20 protein-coding genes are annotated in these 22,796 nt (G+C 56.0%); 9 read left to right on the top strand and 11 right to left on the bottom strand.

Annotated features, from left to right (window positions below):
• Window positions 1–50 precede the first annotated feature (50 nt).
• Complete coding sequence (gene queC / locus ACP9M6_RS12305) at window positions 51–755, top strand: 7-cyano-7-deazaguanine synthase QueC (RefSeq protein WP_427454789.1); 705 nt, start codon at window positions 51–53, stop codon at window positions 753–755.
• Complete coding sequence (queE, locus tag ACP9M6_RS12300) at window positions 752–1,396, top strand: 7-carboxy-7-deazaguanine synthase (protein WP_427451513.1); 645 nt, start codon at window positions 752–754, stop codon at window positions 1,394–1,396. Before queC ends, queE begins: the two co-directional genes overlap by 4 nt.
• Here the strand turns inward: queE and ACP9M6_RS12295 are convergent.
• The 6 genes from ACP9M6_RS12295 to ACP9M6_RS12270 all read right to left on the bottom strand — a co-directional run bounded on the left by ACP9M6_RS12295 (window position 1,393) and on the right by ACP9M6_RS12270 (window position 9,262).
• Window positions 1,393–2,022, bottom strand: coding sequence for a hypothetical protein (locus tag ACP9M6_RS12295; protein ID WP_427451511.1), 630 nt, complete (start codon window positions 2,020–2,022; stop codon window positions 1,393–1,395). The two genes, queE and ACP9M6_RS12295, sit on opposite strands and share 4 nt — an antisense overlap.
• Before the next feature lie 89 nt (window positions 2,023–2,111).
• Window positions 2,112–2,543, bottom strand: coding sequence for a hypothetical protein (locus tag ACP9M6_RS12290; protein ID WP_427451509.1), 432 nt, complete (start codon window positions 2,541–2,543; stop codon window positions 2,112–2,114).
• Between the two features lie 89 nt (window positions 2,544–2,632).
• On the bottom strand, window positions 2,633–4,723 hold the full coding sequence (locus ACP9M6_RS12285; RefSeq protein ID WP_427451507.1) for a hypothetical protein: 2,091 nt from the start codon (window positions 4,721–4,723) through the stop codon (window positions 2,633–2,635).
• Entirely contained in the window at window positions 4,723–7,398 is a 2,676-nt protein-coding gene (locus ACP9M6_RS12280) for a DUF4159 domain-containing protein (RefSeq protein ID WP_427451505.1), read from the bottom strand. The genes ACP9M6_RS12285 and ACP9M6_RS12280 overlap by 1 nt, the downstream gene beginning before the upstream one ends.
• Complete coding sequence (locus ACP9M6_RS12275) at window positions 7,395–8,270, bottom strand: DUF58 domain-containing protein (protein ID WP_427451503.1); 876 nt, start codon at window positions 8,268–8,270, stop codon at window positions 7,395–7,397. Before ACP9M6_RS12275 ends, ACP9M6_RS12280 begins: the two co-directional genes overlap by 4 nt.
• Window positions 8,271–8,272: 2 nt before the next feature.
• Window positions 8,273–9,262, bottom strand: a complete 990-nt coding sequence (locus ACP9M6_RS12270; RefSeq protein WP_427454788.1) for an AAA family ATPase — start codon at window positions 9,260–9,262, stop codon at window positions 8,273–8,275.
• Window positions 9,263–9,331: 69 nt separating this feature from the next.
• On the opposite strand from ACP9M6_RS12270, the gene ACP9M6_RS12265 reads away from it, so the two are divergent.
• The 5 genes from ACP9M6_RS12265 to ACP9M6_RS12245 are packed head-to-tail and all read left to right on the top strand — an operon-like array spanning window position 9,332 to window position 13,332.
• Window positions 9,332–9,937, top strand: a complete 606-nt coding sequence (locus ACP9M6_RS12265) for a DUF1285 domain-containing protein (protein ID WP_427451501.1) — start codon at window positions 9,332–9,334, stop codon at window positions 9,935–9,937.
• Window positions 9,930–10,529, top strand: coding sequence for an NUDIX hydrolase (locus tag ACP9M6_RS12260; RefSeq protein ID WP_427451499.1), 600 nt, complete (start codon window positions 9,930–9,932; stop codon window positions 10,527–10,529). Before ACP9M6_RS12265 ends, ACP9M6_RS12260 begins: the two co-directional genes overlap by 8 nt.
• The gene (locus tag ACP9M6_RS12255) at window positions 10,526–11,455 is read left to right on the top strand and encodes a polysaccharide deacetylase family protein (RefSeq protein ID WP_427451497.1); all 930 of its coding nucleotides are present in this window, start codon (window positions 10,526–10,528) and stop codon (window positions 11,453–11,455) included. Before ACP9M6_RS12260 ends, ACP9M6_RS12255 begins: the two co-directional genes overlap by 4 nt.
• Entirely contained in the window at window positions 11,452–12,684 is a 1,233-nt protein-coding gene (locus tag ACP9M6_RS12250; protein ID WP_427451495.1) for a CCA tRNA nucleotidyltransferase, read from the top strand. The genes ACP9M6_RS12255 and ACP9M6_RS12250 overlap by 4 nt, the downstream gene beginning before the upstream one ends.
• Window positions 12,685–13,332 carry a glutathione S-transferase N-terminal domain-containing protein gene (locus ACP9M6_RS12245; RefSeq protein WP_427451493.1) on the top strand — a complete coding sequence of 216 codons (648 nt, stop codon included), beginning with the start codon at window positions 12,685–12,687 and terminating at the stop codon, window positions 13,330–13,332.
• Window positions 13,333–13,334: 2 nt separating this feature from the next.
• Here ACP9M6_RS12245 and ACP9M6_RS12240 read toward each other — a convergent pair whose 3' ends face one another.
• The 4 genes from ACP9M6_RS12240 to ACP9M6_RS12225 all read right to left on the bottom strand — a co-directional run bounded on the left by ACP9M6_RS12240 (window position 13,335) and on the right by ACP9M6_RS12225 (window position 18,724).
• Entirely contained in the window at window positions 13,335–15,305 is a 1,971-nt protein-coding gene (locus tag ACP9M6_RS12240) for a proprotein convertase P-domain-containing protein (protein ID WP_427451491.1), read from the bottom strand.
• A gap of 62 nt (window positions 15,306–15,367) precedes the next feature.
• Window positions 15,368–15,865 (bottom strand): hypothetical protein, encoded by a 498-nt coding sequence (locus ACP9M6_RS12235; RefSeq protein WP_427451489.1) that lies wholly within the window; start codon window positions 15,863–15,865, stop codon window positions 15,368–15,370.
• Window positions 15,866–15,960: 95 nt separating this feature from the next.
• Complete coding sequence (ychF, locus tag ACP9M6_RS12230) at window positions 15,961–17,058, bottom strand: redox-regulated ATPase YchF (protein ID WP_427451487.1); 1,098 nt, start codon at window positions 17,056–17,058, stop codon at window positions 15,961–15,963.
• A gap of 1,114 nt (window positions 17,059–18,172) precedes the next feature.
• Window positions 18,173–18,724 carry a LysM peptidoglycan-binding domain-containing protein gene (locus ACP9M6_RS12225; protein WP_427451485.1) on the bottom strand — a complete coding sequence of 184 codons (552 nt, stop codon included), beginning with the start codon at window positions 18,722–18,724 and terminating at the stop codon, window positions 18,173–18,175.
• An 82-nt stretch (window positions 18,725–18,806) separates the two neighbouring features.
• Here ACP9M6_RS12225 and ACP9M6_RS12220 point away from each other — a divergent pair, with 82 nt between their 5' ends.
• Window positions 18,807–19,526 (top strand): PepSY domain-containing protein, encoded by a 720-nt coding sequence (locus ACP9M6_RS12220; RefSeq protein WP_427451483.1) that lies wholly within the window; start codon window positions 18,807–18,809, stop codon window positions 19,524–19,526.
• 168 nt (window positions 19,527–19,694) lie between these two features.
• On the opposite strand, the gene fsa is transcribed toward ACP9M6_RS12220, so the two are convergent.
• Window positions 19,695–20,345, bottom strand: coding sequence for a fructose-6-phosphate aldolase (gene fsa, locus ACP9M6_RS12215; protein ID WP_427451481.1), 651 nt, complete (start codon window positions 20,343–20,345; stop codon window positions 19,695–19,697).
• Between the two features lie 73 nt (window positions 20,346–20,418).
• On the opposite strand from fsa, the gene ACP9M6_RS12210 reads away from it, so the two are divergent.
• Window positions 20,419–22,575: a primosomal protein N' gene (locus ACP9M6_RS12210; protein WP_427451479.1), complete on the top strand. Its 2,157-nt coding sequence runs from the start codon at window positions 20,419–20,421 to the stop codon at window positions 22,573–22,575.
• The last annotated feature ends 221 nt before the right edge of the window (window positions 22,576–22,796 follow it).

Here is a 22,796-nt window from a genome sequence, read left to right as displayed (position 1 = left end):
AATGGGTTCGCGACTTGGCGACGGCGGGACAATCCGCTATGCGCCCCGCCATGACGCAAAGCTCACATATTGCAGGTCTCCTTTTTTCGGGGGGGCAGGACTCGGCCACATGTTTAGCTTGGGCGCTGGACCGGTTTGACCGTGTTGAGACGATTGGGTTTGATTATGGTCAGCGCCATGATGTCGAGATGCGATGTCGGTTAGAGGTACGAGAGGCTGTCCGTGACGCCTTTCCGCAATGGGCAGAAAAGCTCGGCGAAGACCACGTGATTAATCTCGCAGGGTTGGGACAGATCAGCGAAACTTCCCTCACGCGCGATGTTGAAATCGGTGTGCATGAGAACGGATTGCCGACGACATTTGTGCCGGGACGCAATCTGATTTTTCTAAATTACGCGGCGGCGCTGGGATGGCGACGCGGTTATACCGATCTCGTCGCAGGCATGTGCGAGGCTGATTTTTCCGGCTATCCCGATTGTCGCAAGGAAACTTTGGACACGCAGATGAAGGCGATTTCCTTGGGCCTGGATAAGCCCTTTAAACTCCACACGCCGCTCATGCATCTATCAAAGGCGGGGGCTTGGGATTTGGCTGATGATTTAGGCGGTGAGCCGCTTATCGAAATGATTCGAACAAAAAGTCATACATGTTACAGAGGGATACATGATAAACTTCATGCATGGGGTTACGGATGTGGAACCTGCCCTGCCTGTGAATTACGGGCCAATGGTTGGTTGGAATACACCGCATCATGACTTATGCCGTAAAAGAAATTTTCCTCACCGTCCAAGGTGAAGGGGTGCGGGCCGGAACCGTCGCCGTCTTTCTTCGCTTCGCAGGCTGTAACCTTTGGAGCGGTTTGGAGAAGGATCGTGCGAGTGCTGTTTGCAAATTCTGCGATACGGATTTTGTCAAAACCGACGGTTTGAATGGTGGGAAGTTCCAGACCGCCAAAGCCCTTGCAGACAAAGTGGCGGAGCTCTGGATCGGTGATGGCGTACGCTGGGTTGTTTGCACGGGCGGGGAGCCGCTGCTGCAACTTGATGATGATATTATAGCCGCCCTTCACGCGAATGATTTCAAAATTGCCGTGGAGACGAATGGTACTGTTCTAGCGCCTGAGGGCATTGATTGGCTCTGCGTATCACCCAAGGCGAATGCGAAGGTTTTGCAAACATCCGGTGATGAGTTGAAACTCGTCTATCCACAAGCGGAGAATAAACCATCAGATTTCACTGATCTGGACTTCACGCATTTTTGCTTGCAACCGCGTGATGACAGCTTTCTCGGCGCAAAAGATAAGGCGACGCATTCCGACGCCGCCTTTCAATATTGTCTCGAAAATCCGCTTTGGCGTCTATCTGTGCAGACGCATAAGGCGATAAATGTGCCTTAGCTGTTCCCGGCCGCACCAAGGGCTGCGAGTTTTTTGGACGCTTTTTTAGAAAAACGGGAAATCGACCGATCCGCGTCTGTCCAAGTTCCAACAGCGTTTGGCGCGATGGGACGATTGGCTAGGCTCGAATAATAGTCATATTCCATTGTGCCCAAGCTTTCGCCGCCTGCGCCAATAACTTCCGCCGTGATTTCCGCGCCCCCAATGCCGAAGCTCTGGAAAGAAAGGCTGACATCCTCGGATAACTGATTGAAAGTTGGACGGTTAGGTTTCGCCATTTCAAGTGTCACACGGAGTAATGTCGGCGCAGATTCCGAGCTGGCAATACCGTATTTCTCAAAATCATCGGCCAGTTCTGCGTTCATTTCTTCGACGAGGCGATCAATGTCTTTCTGACCATAATGACCATTATTTGAGAATGAGCCGTTTAATCGACCGGATCCGCGATCTGAGAGTTTTTTCGGCAGATTTTCCGCGCGGTGGGCGAGATCTTCTGAAACAACGACTTCGACCTTAATGGGGCCCGTAATTGTGCTCGCGAGATTAGAGTCGAAGCCGTTTGCATTTGCAAAGGCTGGCAGGCTCAAAGCCAAGGCAGTCGCTAAAATAGGGGTCAGTTTACGCATGTCATCACTCCATCTTTTGGAATTGTATAACACAAATTTGCCCCAACGCCAAAACACGACGCTGTGTTCACTCTAAAATCAAGGTGAACTTAACCTCTGGCAACGTCCACAACGACTGACAGAATGTTCCTTGCGCGCTTCACATTTTTTAACTCCGCATCCAACTGCATGGCGGAAATGTCACGGGAAACGGTCACGACCTTACCGGTCAGGTCGACCATTTGCGTTGTGATTGTGAGCATTTTTGAAGTTGTATCCAGCGCCGCATCCGTAATTTTGACGGGAACAGACCCAATATAATAAACGCCTTTGCCCGTGGCCCAGACACCTTTGCCGACCATTTTCGTGGTCCCAAAAGCCGCTTTCCCCGTGAGTTTCGTGGCTCCGACTGCGGTTTTGCCCGCAAATTTCGTCGTTTCATAGACGCCTTTGGCGGGAACGGTGACGACTTTATGGACGCCACAACCGGATAAAACCGTGGCCGCGAGGCATGTGGAAAGGATGAGTTTTGTAGTCCGCATGGCGAATGTTCCTAAACGTCGCGATGATTTGAGCTCAATCTATACAACACCGTCATTGAACAAAGCTTAAATGACAGGGCAGGCCTTCATTAACGTCCCTCGCGACGCCAGCCCCAAGCGATAAAGAGGAAGAACAGCCCGAAGATAAAGATACCAGGCGCAAGGGGTGTTCTGCGGCTTTGCGTGACGGTATAGGCCTCATGCGCGACTAAACCTATCCAATTTGATCCGCTCGCCGTGCGCCCCAATTTCGTCCTGCGGAGATTGGGCAGATTGGTCGCGTCCAGTTCAACACTTTTGACAAACCCGCCTGTCGCGTCTGAGACCGGACCGAGCGTCTCTTCTGTCGGGAGGAGGTTCGAATATTCGCGTGGGTTTAGCGCACCCACCGCTGTAACAGCGGAGATATCCTCATTCGAGAGCCGATATGCGCCCTGTCCGGCGAGTGGGACAACAGCGCGGTAGAGACCGTCCGAGATACGGTCCAGCGATGCGCGACTGCGTGTGCCGTCCGGGGCAATAATTTCGACGGGTGTGTCGACATCATCGAGCGAACGCCGTGTGATGACGAGTTGGTCGCCATTTCTCACAGCAGACAAGGTATCCGCATCCAGTTCCGGCTCGCCCATCAACCAATGGGCGGTCCGGCGGAACATTTCGCGATAGGGGCCGCCGCCTTCATGGCCTTTCGCCCAGAGCCAAGCGTGGTCACTCATCAACATGGCGACGCGACCTTGGCCGACCTTGTCGATGACGAAGAGCGGGACGCCTTCCGGTCCGTCCATCAACACGTCTCCATCTACGGGATCATTATCAATCGCGCGGTACCAGGGCCCCCAGCTTTCCGACGTTTCGCCGACGAAATCCGATGTAATGGGATGGCGGCGGCCTTTGGTGTTCAACTCCGGCTTGAACGCACCCGTCAAAACATCTCCCGTCGGGCGTGAGGGGAGGATGGTGACGAGTGGTGTGCGGTAGAGGCTGGCATTGGTCGCAAATGCGGGACCGGTGGCGAGGAGCAGGGCACCACCATCCTCGACATAATTTGCGATATTCTGGAAATATTGTGGCGGAATTGTCGGGCTGGACCGGCCTGCGCGGCGGGAGAGGGACCGACGTTCATATTGATCGAAAATCACGAGATCGAATTCGTCCAGTTTTTCCTCGAAGAGTTGGCGAGTCGGGAATTGGATGAGGGAAAGCTCTCGCTCACCCGCATTTACATATTTCGCGCGGCTGGTCAGAATGGTGAATTGAACGAGGTCCAGCGCCGGATCGGATTTCAGGAGGTTTCGCCAAGCCCGCCCGCCGGAATGGGGTTCTCCCGTCACGAGAAGAACGCGAAGGCGATCCCGCACACCCTGTATCTCTGAGACGAAGAGATTATTGTTGAGCGTGAGTTCTCCGGCGACGCCCTCCACCACGAGTTCGACCGTATTGCTGCCGCGTTGTTCAATTTCCAGTGGGACCGAGAGCGGGCGTCCGATAGTGATAGGGAAACGGGCTTTCACCGTGCCGTTCAATTTCAACTCGATACGGGCGCGCTCACCTTCAAAGCCGAGGTCTTCGACGAGGATTTCGAACTCCGCCTGTTCACCGACAACACCAAATTTCGGCGCTTTTGTCGCGAGGATACGGCGGTCGCGGGCATTGGGTTTGCCAATGATCAGGCTGTGGAATGGGATGTCTTCAGGTAAGAGAGCTGCGGTTGCTTCGGCCACATCATGCGCCCGCCCATCCGTGAGCGCGACAACGCCTGCTAAACGACCGGACGGTGCTGCGGCGAGGGCATCACTTAATGCAGCGGCTAGAAGTGTACCGTCACCCGCCTGCGGGACATTGACCGTAATGATGTCGAGATCTTCGCTTGCGCGGAATTCAGCTTTTAGTGCAGCAGACATGGCGTCCAACGCTTCGGTCCGCCCGCCAAAACTCATACTATCAGAGCGGTCTTCTATGACGATAACTGTGTCAGGGAGCGTCTGGCGTGCTTCTTCCACAATTTGCGGATTGAGGAGGCCGAGTAGCAGAAATAGCCCTGCCGTTAGACGCGTGAACTGACTACGCAGACGTCCTGCTCCTGCGGCCAGTGAAGCGATGAAGACTGCCGCACCAAGGACATAGACCCATGGCATCGGCAGCAGCGGATCAAAGGCGATATTTCCGAATAGCGCGACCATTAATCAATCTCTGTCGGGAGCGGTTGATTGCCCTGACCCAGACGTTCGACAAGGGCAGCGGCATGAACCTGATCGGCTTTGTAATTGCCGGAGAGTGTATACATCGCGACATTCACGCCAAACCGGATGGCCATTTCGCGTTGGCGCGGGATGTCTTTTTCAAGATCGACCAGCGCGCCCTCCGCATAGGTCACGGCCCAACCCGCCGCCCAATCATTGGACCCGATAATCACGGGGGAGACACCGTCCCGTCCGCCTGCGCTATTCTCTGCTGCCTGAACATAGACAGGACCATTGGCCCAGCGTCCGGGATAGACTTGGAGGAGGTAGAAGGACTTCGTCAGAACATGATCTGTCGGGACTTCGGTGAGGCGGGGAATGTCCAGACCTTCGGATACGCGCTGCAATCCGGGATGGGGCTGGCCTGCACGCAGGGCGCGGTCACCTTCATCGCCGGTGTCAAACACAACGGTCCCGCCCGCATTCATATAGGCGTTGATATTCGCGCGGGCTTCCGGTGTCAGGGCGGCGCTATCACGGCGAATAGGCCAGTAGAGGAACGGGTACATCTCCAAACCTTTTGAGTCCGGCGTGACGCCGTGAACACCTGCGGGTTCAATTGTCGTGCGGCCATTCAATTGTTCTTTCAGACCCTCCAGCGCGACGCGGGAGAGTTCATCCCGCCGGACATCGCCTGTCTCGATATAGGCGAGGTGGAGACCATTGGCAGCTTCCAAAATGCGTGTCTCATCCTGCGCGAAACTGTCAACGGGGAAGAAGAGTAATCCCGCGAGTAAAAGCGGGGCGACGCGTTGTGGTTTAAGATAGGCGAGACGTCCGGACGCCATAAGAGCAAAGAGCGCATCCAGCGCGAGGGCGGCGAGGGCAAAGCCGAGCAGTTTCCCCGTCAGGGAGCGATCCGCTGTCTCGCCGTAACTGCGTCGCGTGGAGGCAGAAGAAATTGGGATATCCTTGACAGATCCCGCATCGCGGATGACGGGTAGGGCGCTTTGTCGTGTCCCTTGGCGATAATATCCTGGCGGCGTGTCGGCGGAGGCTGTCACCGTCGCAAAGGCGATGTCAGAGACAGGCGCGAGGCCGGGAGTTGGGCTCTGCAAACGGCCAAAGGCGTCCAACTCGCGGTCCAACTGCCAGTCGGCGGCGCTTTCCGTCGGCTCGACCGCCCGGCCTTTGGCGAGGGGAAGGATGCGTTGCAACATATCGACATAGAGACCGGATAGGGCGAGATTTGACCAATCGGGTCCAGCCGTGACGTGAAACAGGACGACGCGACCCTGACCGAATGGCGCACTCGTCACGATGGGACTACCATCTTCTAGCCGCGCCCAGGTGCGCGTATCCGTTTCGATACCGGGTTCGGCCATGACCTGTTTGGACACGGTCACATCTTCCGGCACAGCCAACCCTGAAAATGGACTGTCACCGGAAAATTCGGCCAGCATTTGTGGATCTTCCCATGCCAAAGCGCCGCCAATCCCGCGCTCGCCGTCGCGTAGGGTGACAGGCAGAAGACTGTCATTGCGTTTCGCGAGGCGCGGTCCGGCAAAGCGGATCAACACGCCGCCCGACTCGACAAATTCACGCACGGCGTCGCCATCATCGCGTTGCGAGTCCGGCATAACGAGGATGGAGGGTTGCACGGCTAGCATAGACTCGAGGTCGCCTTCAAAGACATCGGCGAAGGGTTCCAAGGCTTGCTTGGCGTAGAAGGGCTCTGACAGAAGCGGGCTGGACGTATCGGCTGTGGCGCGGAGGACGGCGACAAGCGGGCGTCCGAAACTATCATCGAGCAATTTAACTGACACCGCAGAGCGTACACCCGCCACGCGGAGCCGTGCCACACGAGACCGGAGTTGCGCGGGAAGCGTGAAGCTGACGGTCGCGAGGTCCGCACCGGGGGCGAAGCTAATATCTTCCGCCGCAATCACGCCGCCGCCTTGGCCGAGCGCTTCAATCGTCTGCGTGCCCGCGCCACGGCTGGAGGGACGGAACCAGTCAGAGTCGAAGCCTTGTGCCGTCTCGCGGACATCTCCGGGTAGGAGGATCGTTTGGACGGCGGGGATAAAGATGTCACCGCGTTCGACCAGTGCCGTCTCGTTGTTGGAAATACCTGAAGTTAGAAAGGCGATATCAGAGTTTTCAATGAGGTCAGGGTCGACACTAAAATTTTCGACAAGATAATTGACGGGTTGCAGCGTTTTCAAAACCTCAATCGCTTCCCGAGCGGGTTTGAACGTTGGCGTTTCATCACTGGCCGTCGGGATGAGTTGGACCTCCAAATTATTGCGCTGGGCTTCGCGGGCGATGACTTCGGCCTCGTCAATCATGTCCTCCCAGATCGGAGCGCTCAAAACGCTCTGGTCTATAATGATCGTCGGACGTTGTGCCGTCACACCTTCTGCGGCCTGTATGATTGGACGCGCCAGCGCAATGGCCACGAGGGCAACCATGAGCAGGCGGAAGAGGAGGAGCCAGAGCGGTGTTCCTGCAGGTGTTTCTTCCTCGGCCTGCACGCCTTCCAAAATACGCAGGGGTGGGAAAATTTGTTCGCGGGGTTTGGGCGGGCTGATACGCAATATCCACCAGACGATGGGCAGGGTCAGCAGGCCCAACAAGACAAGCGGTGTCAGAAATGTCAGGCCCGCAAAACTCATCGCTCACCCGCCAGTGTTTGATATAAAGCGTTGAGCGCCGTCGTTGCAGGTTCATCTGTGCGGTGGCGGATAAGAGTCCAACCCAGTCGGGCGGCCGTATTCGCAATCCGCTCATTATGTGCAGCCAGGCGGGCTTGGTATTCTTCGCGGGCGGTCTCGGCGCGACCCAACAGGAACTTTCGCGCTCCGCCGGGCAAGCGCATATCAAGACGGCCTTTGAAAGGGAAACTCTCCTCCGCCGGATCAATGATTTGTACCATAACGCCCGTCACCGGACGTCCGGACAGACGCGAGAGGCGCACGCGCCAGTCTTCTACGGGGTCCAGAAAATCGGATGTAATGACGAACCGCGCATGGGCGGCAATATCTGCGTTCAACGCGTCGACATCCGGCGTGCCACGCATCATTGTCTCGGCCAGCCGTTCATATCCGACCCGTCCCGACCGCGCGCGGTCCTGTGCGCCGACCAAGGCGCAGCGCTCGCCCGCTTTCATCAGGAGATTGGCGATAGCAAGGGTGAGCACGCGCCCTCGATCTGCTTTTGTCGGGAGGCTTTTATCGCTACCCCATTCCATACCCGCACGGGTATCGGGCCAGAGATAGACCGTATTGGCAGCTTCCCATTCATTGTCGCGGACAAAGATCTGATCGCCACGGGCCGAGCGCCGCCAGTCAATCTGGTTCGCCGCATCTGTGGTTTGATAATTCCGATATTGCCAGAACGTTTCGCCCTGACCCGCCCGGCGGCGACCATGGACGCCCGACGCGACAACAGCAGCCACGCGCTCCGCCTCGGCAAGGAGCGCCGGATAGCCTTGGCTGAGGGAAAGGGCCTCGCGGCGAATATCGCGTTTGCGGGAGAGAAGAGCCATTCCTACCGGATGCGGTCTTTCAGGGTTTCAATCACAGAGCCTACCGTTTGCCCATCCGCGCGTGCGGCGAAGTTCAGGGCCATACGGTGTTTCAAGACGGGTTCTGCCAGAGCGAGGACATCATCAATAGAGGGCGAGAGGCGACCATCAATTAGCGCTCTCGCACGGCTGGCCAGCATCAGGGCTTGGCCAGCCCGTGGTCCCGGTCCCCAAGAGACTGATTCGCGCACGCTCTCGATCTCGCTCTGCGCGGGACGCGCATTTCGGACGAGGGTTAGAATGGCGTCGAGCACATTCTCCCCGACGGGTAATTTCCGGACGAGAGCCTGCATATCCATTAGCTGCTTAGGCGTGATCGCTTTCTTCGCGCCGGCCGTCTCGGTCCCCGTCGTGCGGACGAGGATGTTGCGCTCCGTTTCCAGCGTTGGAAAATCGACATCAATGCGCAGGAGGAAACGGTCAAGCTGTGCCTCGGGCAGGGGGTAAGTCCCTTCCTGTTCAATCGGGTTTTGCGTCGCGAGGACGTGGAACGGTTTGGGCAGATCGTGGCGCACACCCGCAACGGTTACGAATTTCTCCTGCATCGCCTGCAGAAGCGCGGATTGTGTACGCGGCGAGGCACGGTTGATTTCATCCGCCATGAGAAGTTGCGTGAAGACCGGACCCGGAATGAACCGGAATTCGCGTTTGCCCTTCGCGTTTTCTTCCAGAACCTCAGACCCTAGAATGTCTCCCGGCATCAGGTCCGGCGTAAACTGCACGCGTTTATCATCCAGTCCTAAAACCGTGCCGAGTGTTTCAACCAACAATGTCTTCGCCAAACCCGGCACGCCAACCAGCAGCGCATGACCGCCCGACAGGATCGCGGCGAGGGCGAGCTCGACCACGGCATCCTGTCCGTAAACCACTCTGCCGATATTGGCTCGGGCGGTGCTGAGTTTTTCGCTGGCCGCGCCTGCGGCTTTTTCGATATTGGCGGGAATGTCTTGCATCAATTTCTTGGCCTGTGGAATACTGTCAGGGAGTCGTTCGTTCACTCCGCATGAAAGTTGATAAACACCTTGTCCAGTCCAAACACCTTAAATGGCGGTAAGTCGCAGTTCTCTCTCGAAGATTTGATGACGGCTTTGGCGGATACATCCGATGATCGGCGGCCCGTAGAACGCTGGAAGCCTGATCACTGCGGGGAAATCGACATCGTCATCAAAGCGGACGGATCCTGGTGGCATGAGGGCGGGAAGATCAACCGCAAGGGCATGGTCGAATTGTTCGCATCCGTGTTACGCAAGGACGAGGACGGTGTGACCTATCTCGTCACGCCTGTTGAGAAACTGTCCATCACGGTGGAGCGCGGGCATTTCGTCGCCATACGCCTGGATGCGAAAGGAGAGGGGCAAGACCAGCGTTTGTTCTTCACGACCAATCTCGGCGATGTTGTCGAGGCTGGACCGGAAAACCGTTTACGGATTGAGACGGATGCAGAGACGGGCGAACCCGACCCTTACGTTAATGTGTGGGGGCGGTTGGAAGCGTCGCTCTCCCGTCCCGTTTTTTACGAGTTAGTTGATTTGGCCGTGGAACGTCAAACGCCGGACGGAGCGCAGCTCGGCGTTTGGGGCGGGGGTGAGTTTTTCCCGCTTGGCCCGGCGGGCAGTCATAATGTCTGATAAAATGATGACATCCATCAAACGCGCGGTTTTGCCCCTGCCGATTCTCGACGGGACGGACAAGGTCACGCGGGAAGGACAGCGAAAGGCGGCCGTTCTGTTTCCGCTCGTCATGCGGGATGACTGGCATGTTATCCTGACACAGCGTCCTGAAACCATGCCGTCCCACCCCGGGCAAATCGCCTTTCCCGGCGGTAAGGCGGAAGCGGGCGAGACGATTGCGCAGACGGCCCTGCGGGAGACGGAAGAGGAAATCGGCGTGGGGGCGAAGGATATCCAGCTTATCGGGCGCTTGCCGAGTTTTGACGCGGTCAGCAAATTCCGGGTGACGCCCTATGTCGGAGTCGTCTCCTCTCACGCGACCATCACGCCGGACCCGCGTGAGGTCGAAAGCGTGTTCGAAGTCCCGATGTCCTTCCTGATGAACCCCGACAATCACATCCGCCGCGAAGTCTTTTTCGACGAAAAAACGCATGTCCTCTTCGACATGCCTTATGACGAGCCTGACGGGACGCATCGCAATATCTGGGGTATGACGGCGATGACGATTTACCGGATGTGGCAGCGCGGATTTGAGGCAAAAGCGGCATGATGGATCGACGCGGATTTCTGATGGGGGCAGCGGCGGTCGCTGGCTTGACCGCTTGTTCTGTGAAACCGCAGGGATCTGCGATCGATCAAAAGCGCATGGCGATTACCATGGACGATTTCACACAAACTTTCGATATCGGCCTCAGCCTCGAACAGCGTAATGCCAATATTCTCGACGCTTTTGACGCCGTCGGTCACAAAGCGGCAGGCTTTGTCACGGGCAGTTTCGTCGAGAGCGAATGGGGAGAGCAGGTCGTCGAGAGCTGGACATCTCGCGGTCATCTAATTGGAAATCACACATGGACCCACCCTCATGCGAATGAAACACCGACACAGGATTATCTCGCTGACATAAAGCGAAATAGCGATTATCTGCGTTCGCTCGGTCATCGCACAGACTATTTCCGTTTCCCATTTTTGGATGACGGGCGGGACCGCGCACAGCAGGTTGCTCTATTTGAAGGCCTGAATGAACAAGGGCTCCTCAACGCGCCCGTGACATTCGATACAGTCGATTGGTACACGACGAGCCGGATGGAAGCTAAATTGCGAGAGAACCCGCAAATCGACCTCGGACCTTATCGCGATTACTATGTCGAGATGTGCGTGATCCTCGCTAATTACTGGGAAGAGACGGCACGTATGTTGGGCAATATTGCGCTGCCGCATCTCACCCTCATGCATCACAACGTCCTGAACGGACACTTCCTAAAAGATGTCCTGTTGGCGCTCAAAGCCGACGGTTGGGCCTTTGTGGATGCGGCGGATGCGCTGGACATGACTGCCTATCACGACCTGCCACCGGAACCCACAATGGGCCGAAATTGGCTGACCTTGAAACGGCGTGAGATGGGAATAGAGGCCCTGCCTTATCCGCAGAATTACCTGCAATTCGGTAAGCCGGGAATGGATGCACGCGGATTATGACCGATCTCAACCCTCAACAATTTCCGTGGATGCGAAGTGAGGCTGTGACGCAACTCTTCGCAGCTTTGCCGGAAGGCTCGCTTCGTTTCGTCGGCGGCTGTGTCCGTAATGCGCTCTGGGGTGAACCTGTCAGCGATATTGATCTGGCCTGCCAGTTGGAACCGGAAGCCGTGATTGCGGCTTTGAAAGCGGCTGAAATCCGCTTTGTCCCGACAGGCATTGACCACGGGACTGTGACCGCTGTGATTGACGGGCAGCCTTACGAGGTCACCAGTCTGCGCCGCGATGTCGAAACTGATGGCCGTCGTGCGACGGTTGCCTATACCACGGATTGGGCGGAAGATGCGCAGCGTCGCGATCTTACGATTAATGCGCTTTACGCCGATTTTGACGGTGTGATTTATGACCCGACGGGGCAGGGCTTGGATGATATCAAATCCCGTAAATTTCGTTTCGTCGGGGACGCCGCAATGCGCGTTCAGGAGGATTATCTGCGTATCCTGCGATTTTTCCGATTCCTCGCCCATTATGGCGGGCAGGAGAAAGTGGATGCGGCTTCGCTTCGCGCGTGCCGGGAACATCGTCGTGGGTTGAAACAGCTTTCCGCCGAACGCGTCTGGTCAGAGGTCAAAAAATTGCTCTCCGCCCGCAATCCCGTCCGTGCCACGCGTATCATGCTGACAAATGAAATCCTCGATACGCTCCTGCCGGAGTCCAGCAATGTTGACGGTCTGGATGCGATTGTCCGACTGGAAGCCCGCGAAGGCATCAAGCCGGACCCGCTGCTCCGTCTCATGGCGATGAGTGCGCGGGAACCGTTGCAAATGGCGCTGCTGACGAAGCGGTTGAAAATGAGCAAGGCCGAAACCACGCGCCTGCGCAACTGGTCGGATGATGATGCACAGCTCTCCACCGATATGCCGGAGCGTGAGCGCCTCGCTGCGATTTACCGCTCCGGAAAGCAAACTATTCTCGACCGCGCCAGATTGCGGGCGGCGGGTGAGGCGGACCCCATCCAAAGCTCCCGCTGGATGGTGCTCGCCGACCTCGCCATGGGCTGGCAACCGCCGGACTTTCCGGTTACGGGCAAGGACCTCGCCAAAGCGGGTGTTCCCAAAGGCCCCGGCATGGGAAAAGCATTGAAAGCGCTGGAGGCGTTATGGATACGTTCCGGCTTCGCAACAGAAAAACCGCAGCTCCTCGCGGCTCTAAAATTAATGGGTTATTAGATGTCCAACCTCACGCTCTACATTGGCAATTATAACTATTCGAGCTGGTCGCTCCGCGCGTGGCAAATCCTGCGGAAGACGGAATTGCCGTTTGAATCCGTGATGATCGATCTCGATATTCCGGGTTACAAGGAGAAGCTGCTTCAAGTCAGCGACGCCGGAACAGTTCCTGTTTTGAACGTCAATGGCGATGTTATTCCGGATAGTCTCGCCATCGCGGAATTCTGTGCGAAAGCCGTCCCAAACCTCTGGCCGAAAGACCCGAAAGACTTGGCTGAGGCCAAACGTATCGTCCGAAAAATGCACGAAGGGTTTGACGCCATCCGCCGCGAAGCCCCGATGAATCTACGCCGTCGGACGGAAGGCCCTATGCCTGATGATTGCTTGAAGGAAGCGGAAGAAATTTCCGCGATGTGGGATGAGCTTTTAGGTCGTCATAATGGTCCGTTCCTCTTCGATGACTGGACAATTGCGGATGCGTTTTACACGCCCGTCGCGACACGATTTGCGAGTTATGGCCTCCCGCGTTCCGTCCGTTCCGACACTTATATTTCGGAACTCATGGCGGATTATCATTTCCTCGAATGGGAAGCGTTGGCCTTTACGGAAACGCATATCCTGCCGGAAACGGACGCGGTGAACGCTTAGGCCTATTTGATCTCCGCGATGACGATGACTTCGGCAACGCCACCAATCGGCACGTCACCGCCACTGAACCGCACGACGCAAGGCGTGACGCCGCAATCCTGATTGGTCGCGGGGAGGTCGGGCGTGCCAAAACTGCCGCCCGTAAATCCGGTTGTTGAAGCGGAAATGAATTTCAGATTGGGCGGGAGCGTGTCCTGAATATCGACATCTTGTGCGCTGGCCGTTGCGGTTGCGGCATTTGTCGCCGTAATTTTGTAAAGCACTTCATTTCCGGGCGTCATGTAAAGACCAAGCCCGCCCGGGTCATTCACCTCAACCGTTTTGACGGCTGACAATTCTGCTGCCGTGCGCGGGCACATTGCAAATTCATGAACGGAAATGATTTGGAAAGCCGGATTAGTACCAACATCGGGATGATTGTCATAAACGAATTGCAGGCTGTCTATGGGGTTTAAAAAAGTAACGTCCACATTGCCGTTAGCTGTGGTGTTATCAGCTGTCACATTGCCAATGGCGGCATTGCCGCTAATGAAGTTTGCGCCGCTCCGCGTAAGTGTAACAGGTTGGTTCGTCCCATCCAGCGACCCGGTAACGGTGATACGGTCAATCCATCCGCCAAGATCAACATCGAAAATTGAAAACTGTAAGGAATCAACGCCCACCCCCGGCTCTCCGACATCAATCGCCATGGTGAGTGATTGAGACTGTAAGGCGTAATCCACTGCAATATGTAAACTCGGGTCAGCAGGCGATATGCCTCCCGTGACATTGCTTTGCACGACGGGTGTATTCGCCCCGGCAGAAGCCCCCAATCGCGCCGTATCGCCTGTTAGGGTAAAGACGAGCCGTTCTTCGCCTGCCGGTACAGCAGTCCCTGTCGGCGGATAAGATTGCGGATTGGCCGCGCCGGATACCCCGGTCGGCCAGCTATTGGTGCCTGTCGCTGCCCACTCAAAAACAAATTGATCCGTCATCGGGCAAGTCAGGCTGGGTTTAATAGGCGAAGATTGTCCTATTACGGTCACCGTCGCATCGTCATCTTCTGTCGTCGAGCTATTGCCGGGGGTCGAGTCCGGGTCCGGGCGATTAGACGTCAGAACTTCAGCCTCAATCGTGTAGCTCGTCTGAGTTGTGACAATCACATCCAGAATAATCGTTGCGCTGGCCCCATCTGCGATATTTGCTGGTGGCGTCCAAATGCCAGTGGTGTCATCATAAGTGCCGTCACCGGATTGCGCGTCATAGGTGACGCCCGCCGGGAGTGGGATCGAGACCGTGCTGGTCGCGGAGAGGGCACCACCATTCGTCAACGTGACCGTCAAGGGAACGATGGTGCCGGCCTCCGGGAAATTTGTTCCCGCCGTCATGGCGAGAGAAAGGTCGGCAGCGTTAGCAGCCTGAAAAATCAATTCTGATCGACGGTAAACGCCGCTTTGACCTTGAAAATCATCACAAATATCCAAGGTCCAAGTGCCGTTCGGATTAATGCCGTCAAAATTGTCTAAATTCCCATCCGGACGCACACGCCATACATAGGGGGCGTCATTGACATCATGCGGCCCGCCGGAATCCGTGGTGCCTGTATTGACGTCAATCGGGCCTTCATCGTCCAACTCGATATTGTAATTATCAACATTCCCGGCATTGGATGTGTCCTCATTAATGAGAACAATCGGTCCCACACCCGTTCCCGCTGGCGGAGTCAGGGTGACACGCATATCGCCCCGCCAAGAATGGTCAGCAATCAACCCCAAATTAACGTCGCTGACAGCCGATAGACCTGTCACATTGAAGGTCCGCGATACATTCGCGGTCGTGCCTGTGCCCGTTGCACCCGGGCAGAGAGTGGCATCGCCAATTGCAATTGTCGCCGTATCAACAAAGCTCTGGGCTTGGGCTGTACTGGCCAGCGCAAATAAGCCCGTTGCAAGACAGGCGCTTTTGAATATCGATAATCTCTTCAGGAGACCCATTTGTCGTTCCCACAATCTTTCGCCACAGTAAAAGGGACGGATTTTGAATTGGTTAATTTTCCTTAGCGGTCAGAGTTTTGGGGGCGTAATTTCAAACGACTGTCTGACGTAGAGGCCTCAGGTGTTGGCGACAGGCGAGAACTGCGAAATTGCACCCCGATGGGCACAGGTGTCTGTGCCTTTCTCTCTATATCCGGTGCATTTGCGGGCAGTCTGCCATCAATCGAAATTTGAATTTTTCCATCTTCAATCCCGCAAGTAATTGTGATTTTATCAGCGGTATTCGGACCGTGATCCGGATTAGCGATTTCCCAGACTTTCAGGCCACTTCGCTGGATTTCCGGATCACCAAATCTTGATGTGATCGCGGCATCAATTTCCTTTGCCGTTGCCATATCCAAACTCTCAGAGAGCTTGATATAGCGGCTATCGCTGACAGCCCGCGATTGACCTTCGGTCAGGGCGAGGGCCTCTGTGAAGACATCAGCGGCAGAGGCCGTTGACGCGGTACCGAGTAAAACAGCCGCTATGATTGCGGCTTTGAATGTAGAGCCAGACATGCGGCCTCCGGTGTTAAACTGAAGGCGCACTGTCGTCGACTAATGTTAATAGAGTCAGAATCCCGCCTCGCGACGAAAGTCTGTTCATAGCGCGTTCAGACGTTGAATTTGAACAACATGATATCGCCGTCCTTGACGAGATAGTCCTTGCCCTCCTGCCGGACTTTACCGGCCTCTTTGGCCCCGGACTCGCCGCCATTTGCGACGTAATCGTCATAGGCTGTGGTTTCGGCACGGATGAAGCCTTTTTCGAAATCGCCGTGAATGACGCCCGCACATTTCGGCGCGGTCCACCCGTCGCGGAAGGTCCAAGCCCGGGCCTCTTTCGGGCCAACGGTGAAATAGGTCTGTAGACCCAGCAGGGCATAGCCCGCCCGGATGAGGCGGTTGAGCCCGGGCTCTTCCAAGCCAATCGCGTCCAGATATTCCGCCTGTTCTTCGTCTTCCAGCACGGCCATTTCCGACTCGATCTGCGCGGAAATGACGACGGCCTGCGCACCCTCGGATTTGGCATGTTCCAGAACTTTGGCGGAGAAATCATTGCCCTCCGCCGCGCTGTCTTCATCGACATTGGCGACATAGAGGACGGGTTTGGAGGTCAGGAGCTGAAGCATGCGCCACGCTTTCTTGTCGTCCTCATCAATCTCGGCGACGCGGGCAGGTTGGCCTTCTTCGAGCAGGGCGATGGCTGTTTCGATCAGGCGCATGGTTTGCAGCGCGTCGGCATCCTTCTGCTTGATCTTCTTTTCCAGCCCCGGTTTACGCTTTTCCAAACTTTCCAGATCGGCCAGCATCAGTTCGGTCTCGATGGTTTCATAATCGGCCATCGGGTCAATGCGGCCCTCGACATGGGTGATGTCTTCATCTTCGAAACAGCGCAGGACATAGACGATGGCGTCAGTTTCACGGATATTGGCGAGGAATTGGTTGCCCATGCCTTCGCCCTTGGAGGCGCCTTTCACGAGGCCAGCAATATCGACGAAATTCATGCGGGCAGGGATGCGCGTGGCGGATTTTCCGATATCGGCGATAACGTCAAGACGGGCTTCCGGCACGGCGACATCGCCGACATTGGGCTCAATCGTGCAGAACGGATAATTCGCCGCTTGCGCATTTGCCGTCTTGGTCAGCGCGTTGAAAAGCGTCGATTTCCCGACATTGGGAAGACCGACAATACCGCATTTGAAACCCATGAGATTGGCTCCGGAAGGAAGTGTGAGTGTTGGCGCGGGACGTGGAGAATTGTACGGGAAATTGCAAGGGCGAAACGCTTGCATTTGACCCAGTGGGTCAAATGCAGTGCAGCGCCGAAACGCCATGCGTTTCGATTCCTCGATATTTGAATGACAATTAAATGCCGCTGTGACCCCGCACTTGTTGCAGGGCCTGACGTTGTGAACGCAGGTTGAGACCGCAGCCGATAGGTCCCGCATCACGTGCGGGATGACGAAAGCATTTGATTGATAATCAAATGCTGAGGAACCGAACCGCATGGCGGTTCGGCGCGACACTGCAATCGAACTCACCGGGTCGATTGTGGGCGTTCCGCGCCTCGGAGGCTCTTACCTCCTGTATCTCTTAGTTTTCCGTTTTGTTTCATTCAAAATAAAACTGGGTGTCCGCGTGGTCGTCTGGGTTCTGGTCGCAAACCAAATATAAGCTATGTTTTCGAACCTTCCGGTCCCACGCGGCGATGCCTTTCTGCGCTACCGGCCGAACCATTCAGTCTGGGAACGATCAGCTCTCGATAGGCCACCCAACTCGACTGACATTACCCAGTTCCGTCCAATGACAAGCACCGCTTCTTTCCAATCAAGTCAATGTGCACATGACCGCCCGTGAAAGAAGACAGCTTTAAAATGACACATGTCCAAGGGGGTGTGGATACGATTGTCGAAATTTAGCTTATACCATTGAAATCATTGAGGTCTGACAGACGCTTAAACGGGGATATAGTTTTGAAGATTGCAAAATGCCCCGTATGTCACCCCGCACGTGATGCGGGGCCCATCATTTGTGAACGCCAGCCTAAGAGAGTGGCCGACAGGTCCCGGATCAAGCCCGGGATGACATTGAGAGAGGGTTGGAATTTAGATTTTCACGAAAGTCTCGCTACAATCCCTATTTGTCACCCCGCACGTGATGCGGGGCCTGTCGTTTACAGAACGCAAATTTGAGAGAGCAAACGTTAGGTCCCGCATCTTCGCTACGCTGCGTGCGGGATGACTTTGGGCGTATTAAGTTAAGTTCGATAACTAGCCCTAGATCCTGAGATAATCCGGTCTCTGCTAAGGATAATTTACAGCCTCAATCACACTCCGCATCGGGCAGTTCCAACCGGTCGCCAACATCAATCATATTCGCACGTCCCAAACCGTTCAGCCGCGAAATCGCCTTCACACTCGTGCAATGCTCGCGCGCGATATCCCAAACCGTGTCGCCGCGTTGGACCACATAGGTGAGATTGCGTTTGCGCGTGCGGGTTTTCTTTTCAGGTTCCGGTTCGACATAGCGGGTGGAACTGCGGATGACTTTGGGCTCTGTCGGATAGACGGATTTGCGCAGGAAATAGTCGCGGCAATTGACTTCAACTTCGTGGAGCACGCGACTGCCGCTTTCCTCGTCCTGGACGATCATCACGCGGGCCATGTCATTATCGACATCGCGGTCGAGGGCTTTGGTCCGCATATCGTCATTCTCGCAGATCATGGAGGCCTCACTCGGCATTTCGTCCATGACATAGCTGGCGGATTGAACAGATTTGCGTTTCTCAATCTTAACGGTCGGAATGCTTTCAGAGACAGAACCACAGCCTGCGAGCAGGGCGGCGGTACTTATCAGAATAAAAATGCGTTTCATGGTCTCAGCCCTTGAGAGAATTGACTGCAAACTGGCATGAACAGGGTTAGCAAAGCCTTAAATTAACGTTTAAAGCGCGGGGATGAGACGGACTTTGAATAAATATCTAACGCGGGTGCATAAATGGGCGGGGCTGATTTTGGCCTTCCAGATATTGGCGTGGTTCGGGTCGGGCTTCTTCATGACCCTCTTCCCGATTGATCAGGTGCGCGGGCGGCATTTGGTGGATCAGCAGGTCTTTTCCCTGACGGATGAGGACCTGATTCCAATTGAGATTGCGATGACCGCCTATGACGGCACGCTGACGGGGGCGCGTCTCGCCAATATTGCGGGGCGTCCAGCCTATATTCTTTTGGGTGGAAACGGCACAGTCATGCTTGACGCGCGGACGGGGCAGGGTTGGGACGGCGTGGGTGAGGCGGATATCCGGCAGGTCGCCGTATCGAGCTATAAAGGTGAGGGCGTCATTTCGGCGATGACGAAATTGGATGCGGCGCCGAAAGATTATGCGGGTCCGCTCCCCGTTTGGCAGGTCCGCTTTGACGATAGAGCCCGCACCCGCCTCTATATTGATCCCGATACGGCGACTATTCGCTCCACCCGCACACGGCTCTGGCGCGTCTTCGATCTCGCATGGAAATTCCACATCATGGATGTCACGGGCGAGGATAATTTCAACAGTTTGTGGCTGAGACTGGCCAGCGGTGCAGCGTTGTTGTTCGCGCTGAGTGGGGTAGGGCTGTTGTGGTTCCGGCTTTTGGGACGACCGCGGCGGCGGAATAAAGCGAAGCTCCTCTCCTAGGGGAGAGGTCGCCGCGCGCAGCGCTGGCGGGTGAGGGGAGAAAACGTAGGCGACAGCCTGATCAAGAGCTATCGGAATAGAATGAGCGCCTGCGGCGCACATGTTTTACCCTCACTCCGCTATGCGCTTCGCGCTGCGGACCTCTCCCCCTGGAGAGGAAGAGAAGTCTTAAATCGACTGCCCCGTGCCTTCCCAGTCCTTCAAAAATGCGGCCAATCCTTTATCGGTCAACACATGGTTGGCCAGCGATTTCACGACACCCGGCGGCGCGGTGATCACATCCGCACCGACCAGCGCGCAATCCTTGACGTGGTTCACATTGCGGATGGAGGCGGCGAGGATTTCCGTCTCAAACCCGTAATTGTCATAGATCGTGCGGATATCCTCAATCAGCTCCAACCCGTCCAGCGTGATGTCGTCAAGACGTCCGATGAAGGGTGAGATGTAAGTCGCGCCGACTTTCGCGGCGAGGAGGGCTTGGTTCGGGGAGAAGCAGAGTGTGACATTGGTAGGGACTTCTTCTTTGGACAGCGTGTTGCAGGCTTTCAGCCCGTCCATAGTCAGAGGCAGTTTTACACAGACATTATCTGCGATCTTGCGCAGGATCCGGCCTTCCGTAATCATGTCTTCGGCCTTGGTCGCGACGACTTCGGCGGAGACGTGACCAGGAGTCAGTTTGCAGATTTCCGCGATGACTTCTTTAAAGTCGCGTCCGGATTTGGCGATGATGGAGGGGTTGGTCGTCACACCGTCCACGAGGCCGATATCGGCGAGTTCGGAAATGGCGTCTATGTCAGCGCTGTCAATGAAGAATTTCATGGCGGTTATGTCCCCTGATATTTAGCAGATGCATGAGGTGTTAAAGTCGTGCGTCTGCTATCACGTCCCTATCGTGAATCAAACCGCCCAAATTCTATTCCCTGTGAATGTGCCGACGGCCTTTGACTATGCCGTGCCCGCGGGCCTGTCCGTCTCGCGCGGGGATTTCGTCTATGCGCCGATTGGCAAGCAGATGAAACTGGGCGTTATCTGGTCGGTGGGCGCGGCGCAGACGGATAAAAAGTTGAAAGAGATTGTGGATGTGAAGGCGACGCGACCACTCTCGCCGGACATGCTCGATTTCGTCGATTGGACGGCACGATATAATGGCGCGTCGCCGGGCAATGTGCTGCGCATGGTCATTCGGAATTATAAGGCGCTCGATCCGTCCGCGATTGTAACTTTATATAAGCCGAGTGGCGAAACGCCGAAAAACCTGACGCCGTCACGCGCGGCCGTTCTGCGCGAAGGCGGACCTTGGCCTGCGCGGGCGAGCGAGGCGGCGGCGCGGGCGGGCGTCTCGTCGGGCGTTGTGAAGGGCTTGGTCAAAGCGGGTGGGTTGATCGCGAAAGAGGGGCCCGTTGACCCGCCTTTTGACAGGCCTGACCCTGACCATCCCGGACGAGACTTGACGGCGGGGCAGGACGAAGCCGCGCAGGACCTTGTCGCGCAGGTGCAGGCAGGCGCGTTTAATGTCTCGCTGCTCGACGGGGTGACGGGATCAGGCAAGACCGAAGTCTATTTCGAAGCCGTGGCGGAAGCGCTGCGGCGTGGGCAGCAATGCCTCATCCTCGTGCCGGAAATCGCACTCACTCAGGCGGGGTTGCGGCGGTTTAAGGAACGATTCGGCGCGGAACCCGCAAGCTGGCATTCGCAAATGGGCGAAGCTGCGCGGCGTCGGGTTTGGCGTGAAGTGGCGCAGGGACGGTGCAAACTTGTCGTCGGAGCCCGGTCGGCGCTTTATCTGCCCTTTCCCAACCTCGGCTTAATTGTTGTCGATGAGGAACATGACACATCCTATAAGCAGGAAGAGGGTGTCATATATAATGCCCGCGATATGTCTGTCGTGCGGGGACATTTGAGCGGTCATAGCGTCATTCTCGCCTCGGCCACGCCAAGCCTTGAGTCTCTTCATAACGCGCGGACGGGGAAGTTCGCGCATATTATATTGCCCGAACGTCCGGGCGCGGCGGTCCTGCCCGACATCGCATTGGTCGATTTGAAAGATAACATTCCAGAGAAGGGGAAGTTCCTCTCGCAACCCCTGTTGGATGCCGTTGCCGAGGTGACCTCTCGGGGAGAGCAAGCGCTGCTCTATCTCAACCGCCGGGGCTACGCGCCGCTCATCATCTGTCGAAACTGTGGGGAGAAATTGAAATCGCCGGATACGGATAGTTGGCTTGTCCAACATAAACGCACGGGGCGGGCGATGTGCCATCTGACGGGGTTTTCTATGCGCATGCCGCGCGAGTGTCCGAACTGCAAAGCCGAGGACAGCTTGACGAGTGTCGGCCCCGGCGTGGAACGGATTGCGGAGGAGGCGCAGGAGGCGTTTCCTGACGCCCGTGTAGAAATCCTATCTTCCGATACTGCGGGCAATCCTGCGGAACTGGCCGAGCGAATGAGGCGAATGGAGCAGGGCGAGATCGATATTCTCGTCGGGACGCAAATGGTCGTGAAGGGCCATAACTTCCCGCGTCTCACCTTTGTCGGCGTAGTCGACGGCGATCTCGGTCTGGCTGGCGGCGACCCGCGCGCGGGGGAGCGGACCTATCAAACGCTAGTCCAAGTCGCGGGACGGGCCGGGCGGGCGGATAAACCGGGTCATGCGCTCATCCAAACGCATCAGCCCGAACATGAAGCCCTCCAAGCCCTCGCGGCGGGCGATCGCGAGATGTTTATCAGTGTCGAACTGGCCATGCGCGAAATGCTGGGCCTGCCGCCTTTTGGAAAACTCGCGGCCGTCATTTTCTGGGGTCCGGACCCAAAGAAAGTTGACGCGCTGGCCAAAAAATTCCTGTCCGCCGCGCCACGTGCAGATGGCATTGACATTCTGGGGCCATCAGAAGCCCCAATTGGCAGATTACGTGGCCTATACCGCCGCCGCCTCTTCATTCAGGCGGAATCAGGGGTGAATCTCTCAAAATATATGTCGATCTGGCGCCAAAAGGTCCGTCCGCCTACAAAATATAAGATTCAAATCGACATCGACCCGCAAAGTTTCATGTAATTTCAGCAAGGCCTGCTTCATCTTCATGGCATAAATGCACAATTGTGGTGCAGATTTAACACACTTGCGTAAAAAATATTGATTTTTGTCCATCTCACAGCGTTTTCAAATTGAACAGGTTAAAAGACTGTCATAGCTCCCTTCGCTAATTACGTCAGGTAGAGAAGCCTAGACGTAGATGTCTGCAATTCGCAGACGCCAATTTAAAGGGAATCTTTCAA

This window comes from Litorimonas sp. WD9-15 (assembly GCF_050271975.1).
Classification (GTDB): Bacteria; Pseudomonadota; Alphaproteobacteria; order Caulobacterales; family Maricaulaceae; genus Litorimonas.
The sequence above is the reverse complement of the archived record's forward strand: the minus strand, read 5'-3'. Positions and strand labels throughout refer to the sequence as shown.

Coding starts and splice junctions, on each gene's coding strand:
- queC (WP_427454789.1), top strand. CDS start 51: ATGACGCAAAGCTCACATATTGCAGGTCTCCTTTTTTCGGGGGGGCAG.
- ACP9M6_RS12280 (WP_427451505.1), bottom strand. CDS start 7,398: ATGAGTTTTGCGGGCCTGACATTTCTGACACCGCTTGTCTTGTTGGGC.
- ACP9M6_RS12220 (WP_427451483.1), top strand. CDS start 18,807: ATGAGACGGACTTTGAATAAATATCTAACGCGGGTGCATAAATGGGCG.
- ACP9M6_RS12260 (WP_427451499.1), top strand. CDS start 9,930: ATGTCTGATAAAATGATGACATCCATCAAACGCGCGGTTTTGCCCCTG.
- ychF (WP_427451487.1), bottom strand. CDS start 17,058: ATGGGTTTCAAATGCGGTATTGTCGGTCTTCCCAATGTCGGGAAATCG.
- ACP9M6_RS12255 (WP_427451497.1), top strand. CDS start 10,526: ATGATGGATCGACGCGGATTTCTGATGGGGGCAGCGGCGGTCGCTGGC.
- ACP9M6_RS12285 (WP_427451507.1), bottom strand. CDS start 4,723: ATGGTCGCGCTATTCGGAAATATCGCCTTTGATCCGCTGCTGCCGATG.
- ACP9M6_RS12245 (WP_427451493.1), top strand. CDS start 12,685: ATGTCCAACCTCACGCTCTACATTGGCAATTATAACTATTCGAGCTGG.
- ACP9M6_RS12290 (WP_427451509.1), bottom strand. CDS start 2,543: ATGCGGACTACAAAACTCATCCTTTCCACATGCCTCGCGGCCACGGTT.
- ACP9M6_RS12235 (WP_427451489.1), bottom strand. CDS start 15,865: ATGTCTGGCTCTACATTCAAAGCCGCAATCATAGCGGCTGTTTTACTC.
- ACP9M6_RS12275 (WP_427451503.1), bottom strand. CDS start 8,270: ATGGCTCTTCTCTCCCGCAAACGCGATATTCGCCGCGAGGCCCTTTCC.
- ACP9M6_RS12240 (WP_427451491.1), bottom strand. CDS start 15,305: ATGGGTCTCCTGAAGAGATTATCGATATTCAAAAGCGCCTGTCTTGCA.
- ACP9M6_RS12270 (WP_427454788.1), bottom strand. CDS start 9,262: ATGCAAGACATTCCCGCCAATATCGAAAAAGCCGCAGGCGCGGCCAGC.
- ACP9M6_RS12295 (WP_427451511.1), bottom strand. CDS start 2,022: ATGCGTAAACTGACCCCTATTTTAGCGACTGCCTTGGCTTTGAGCCTG.
- fsa (WP_427451481.1), bottom strand. CDS start 20,345: ATGAAATTCTTCATTGACAGCGCTGACATAGACGCCATTTCCGAACTC.
- queE (WP_427451513.1), top strand. CDS start 752: ATGACTTATGCCGTAAAAGAAATTTTCCTCACCGTCCAAGGTGAAGGG.
- ACP9M6_RS12250 (WP_427451495.1), top strand. CDS start 11,452: ATGACCGATCTCAACCCTCAACAATTTCCGTGGATGCGAAGTGAGGCT.
- ACP9M6_RS12225 (WP_427451485.1), bottom strand. CDS start 18,724: ATGAAACGCATTTTTATTCTGATAAGTACCGCCGCCCTGCTCGCAGGC.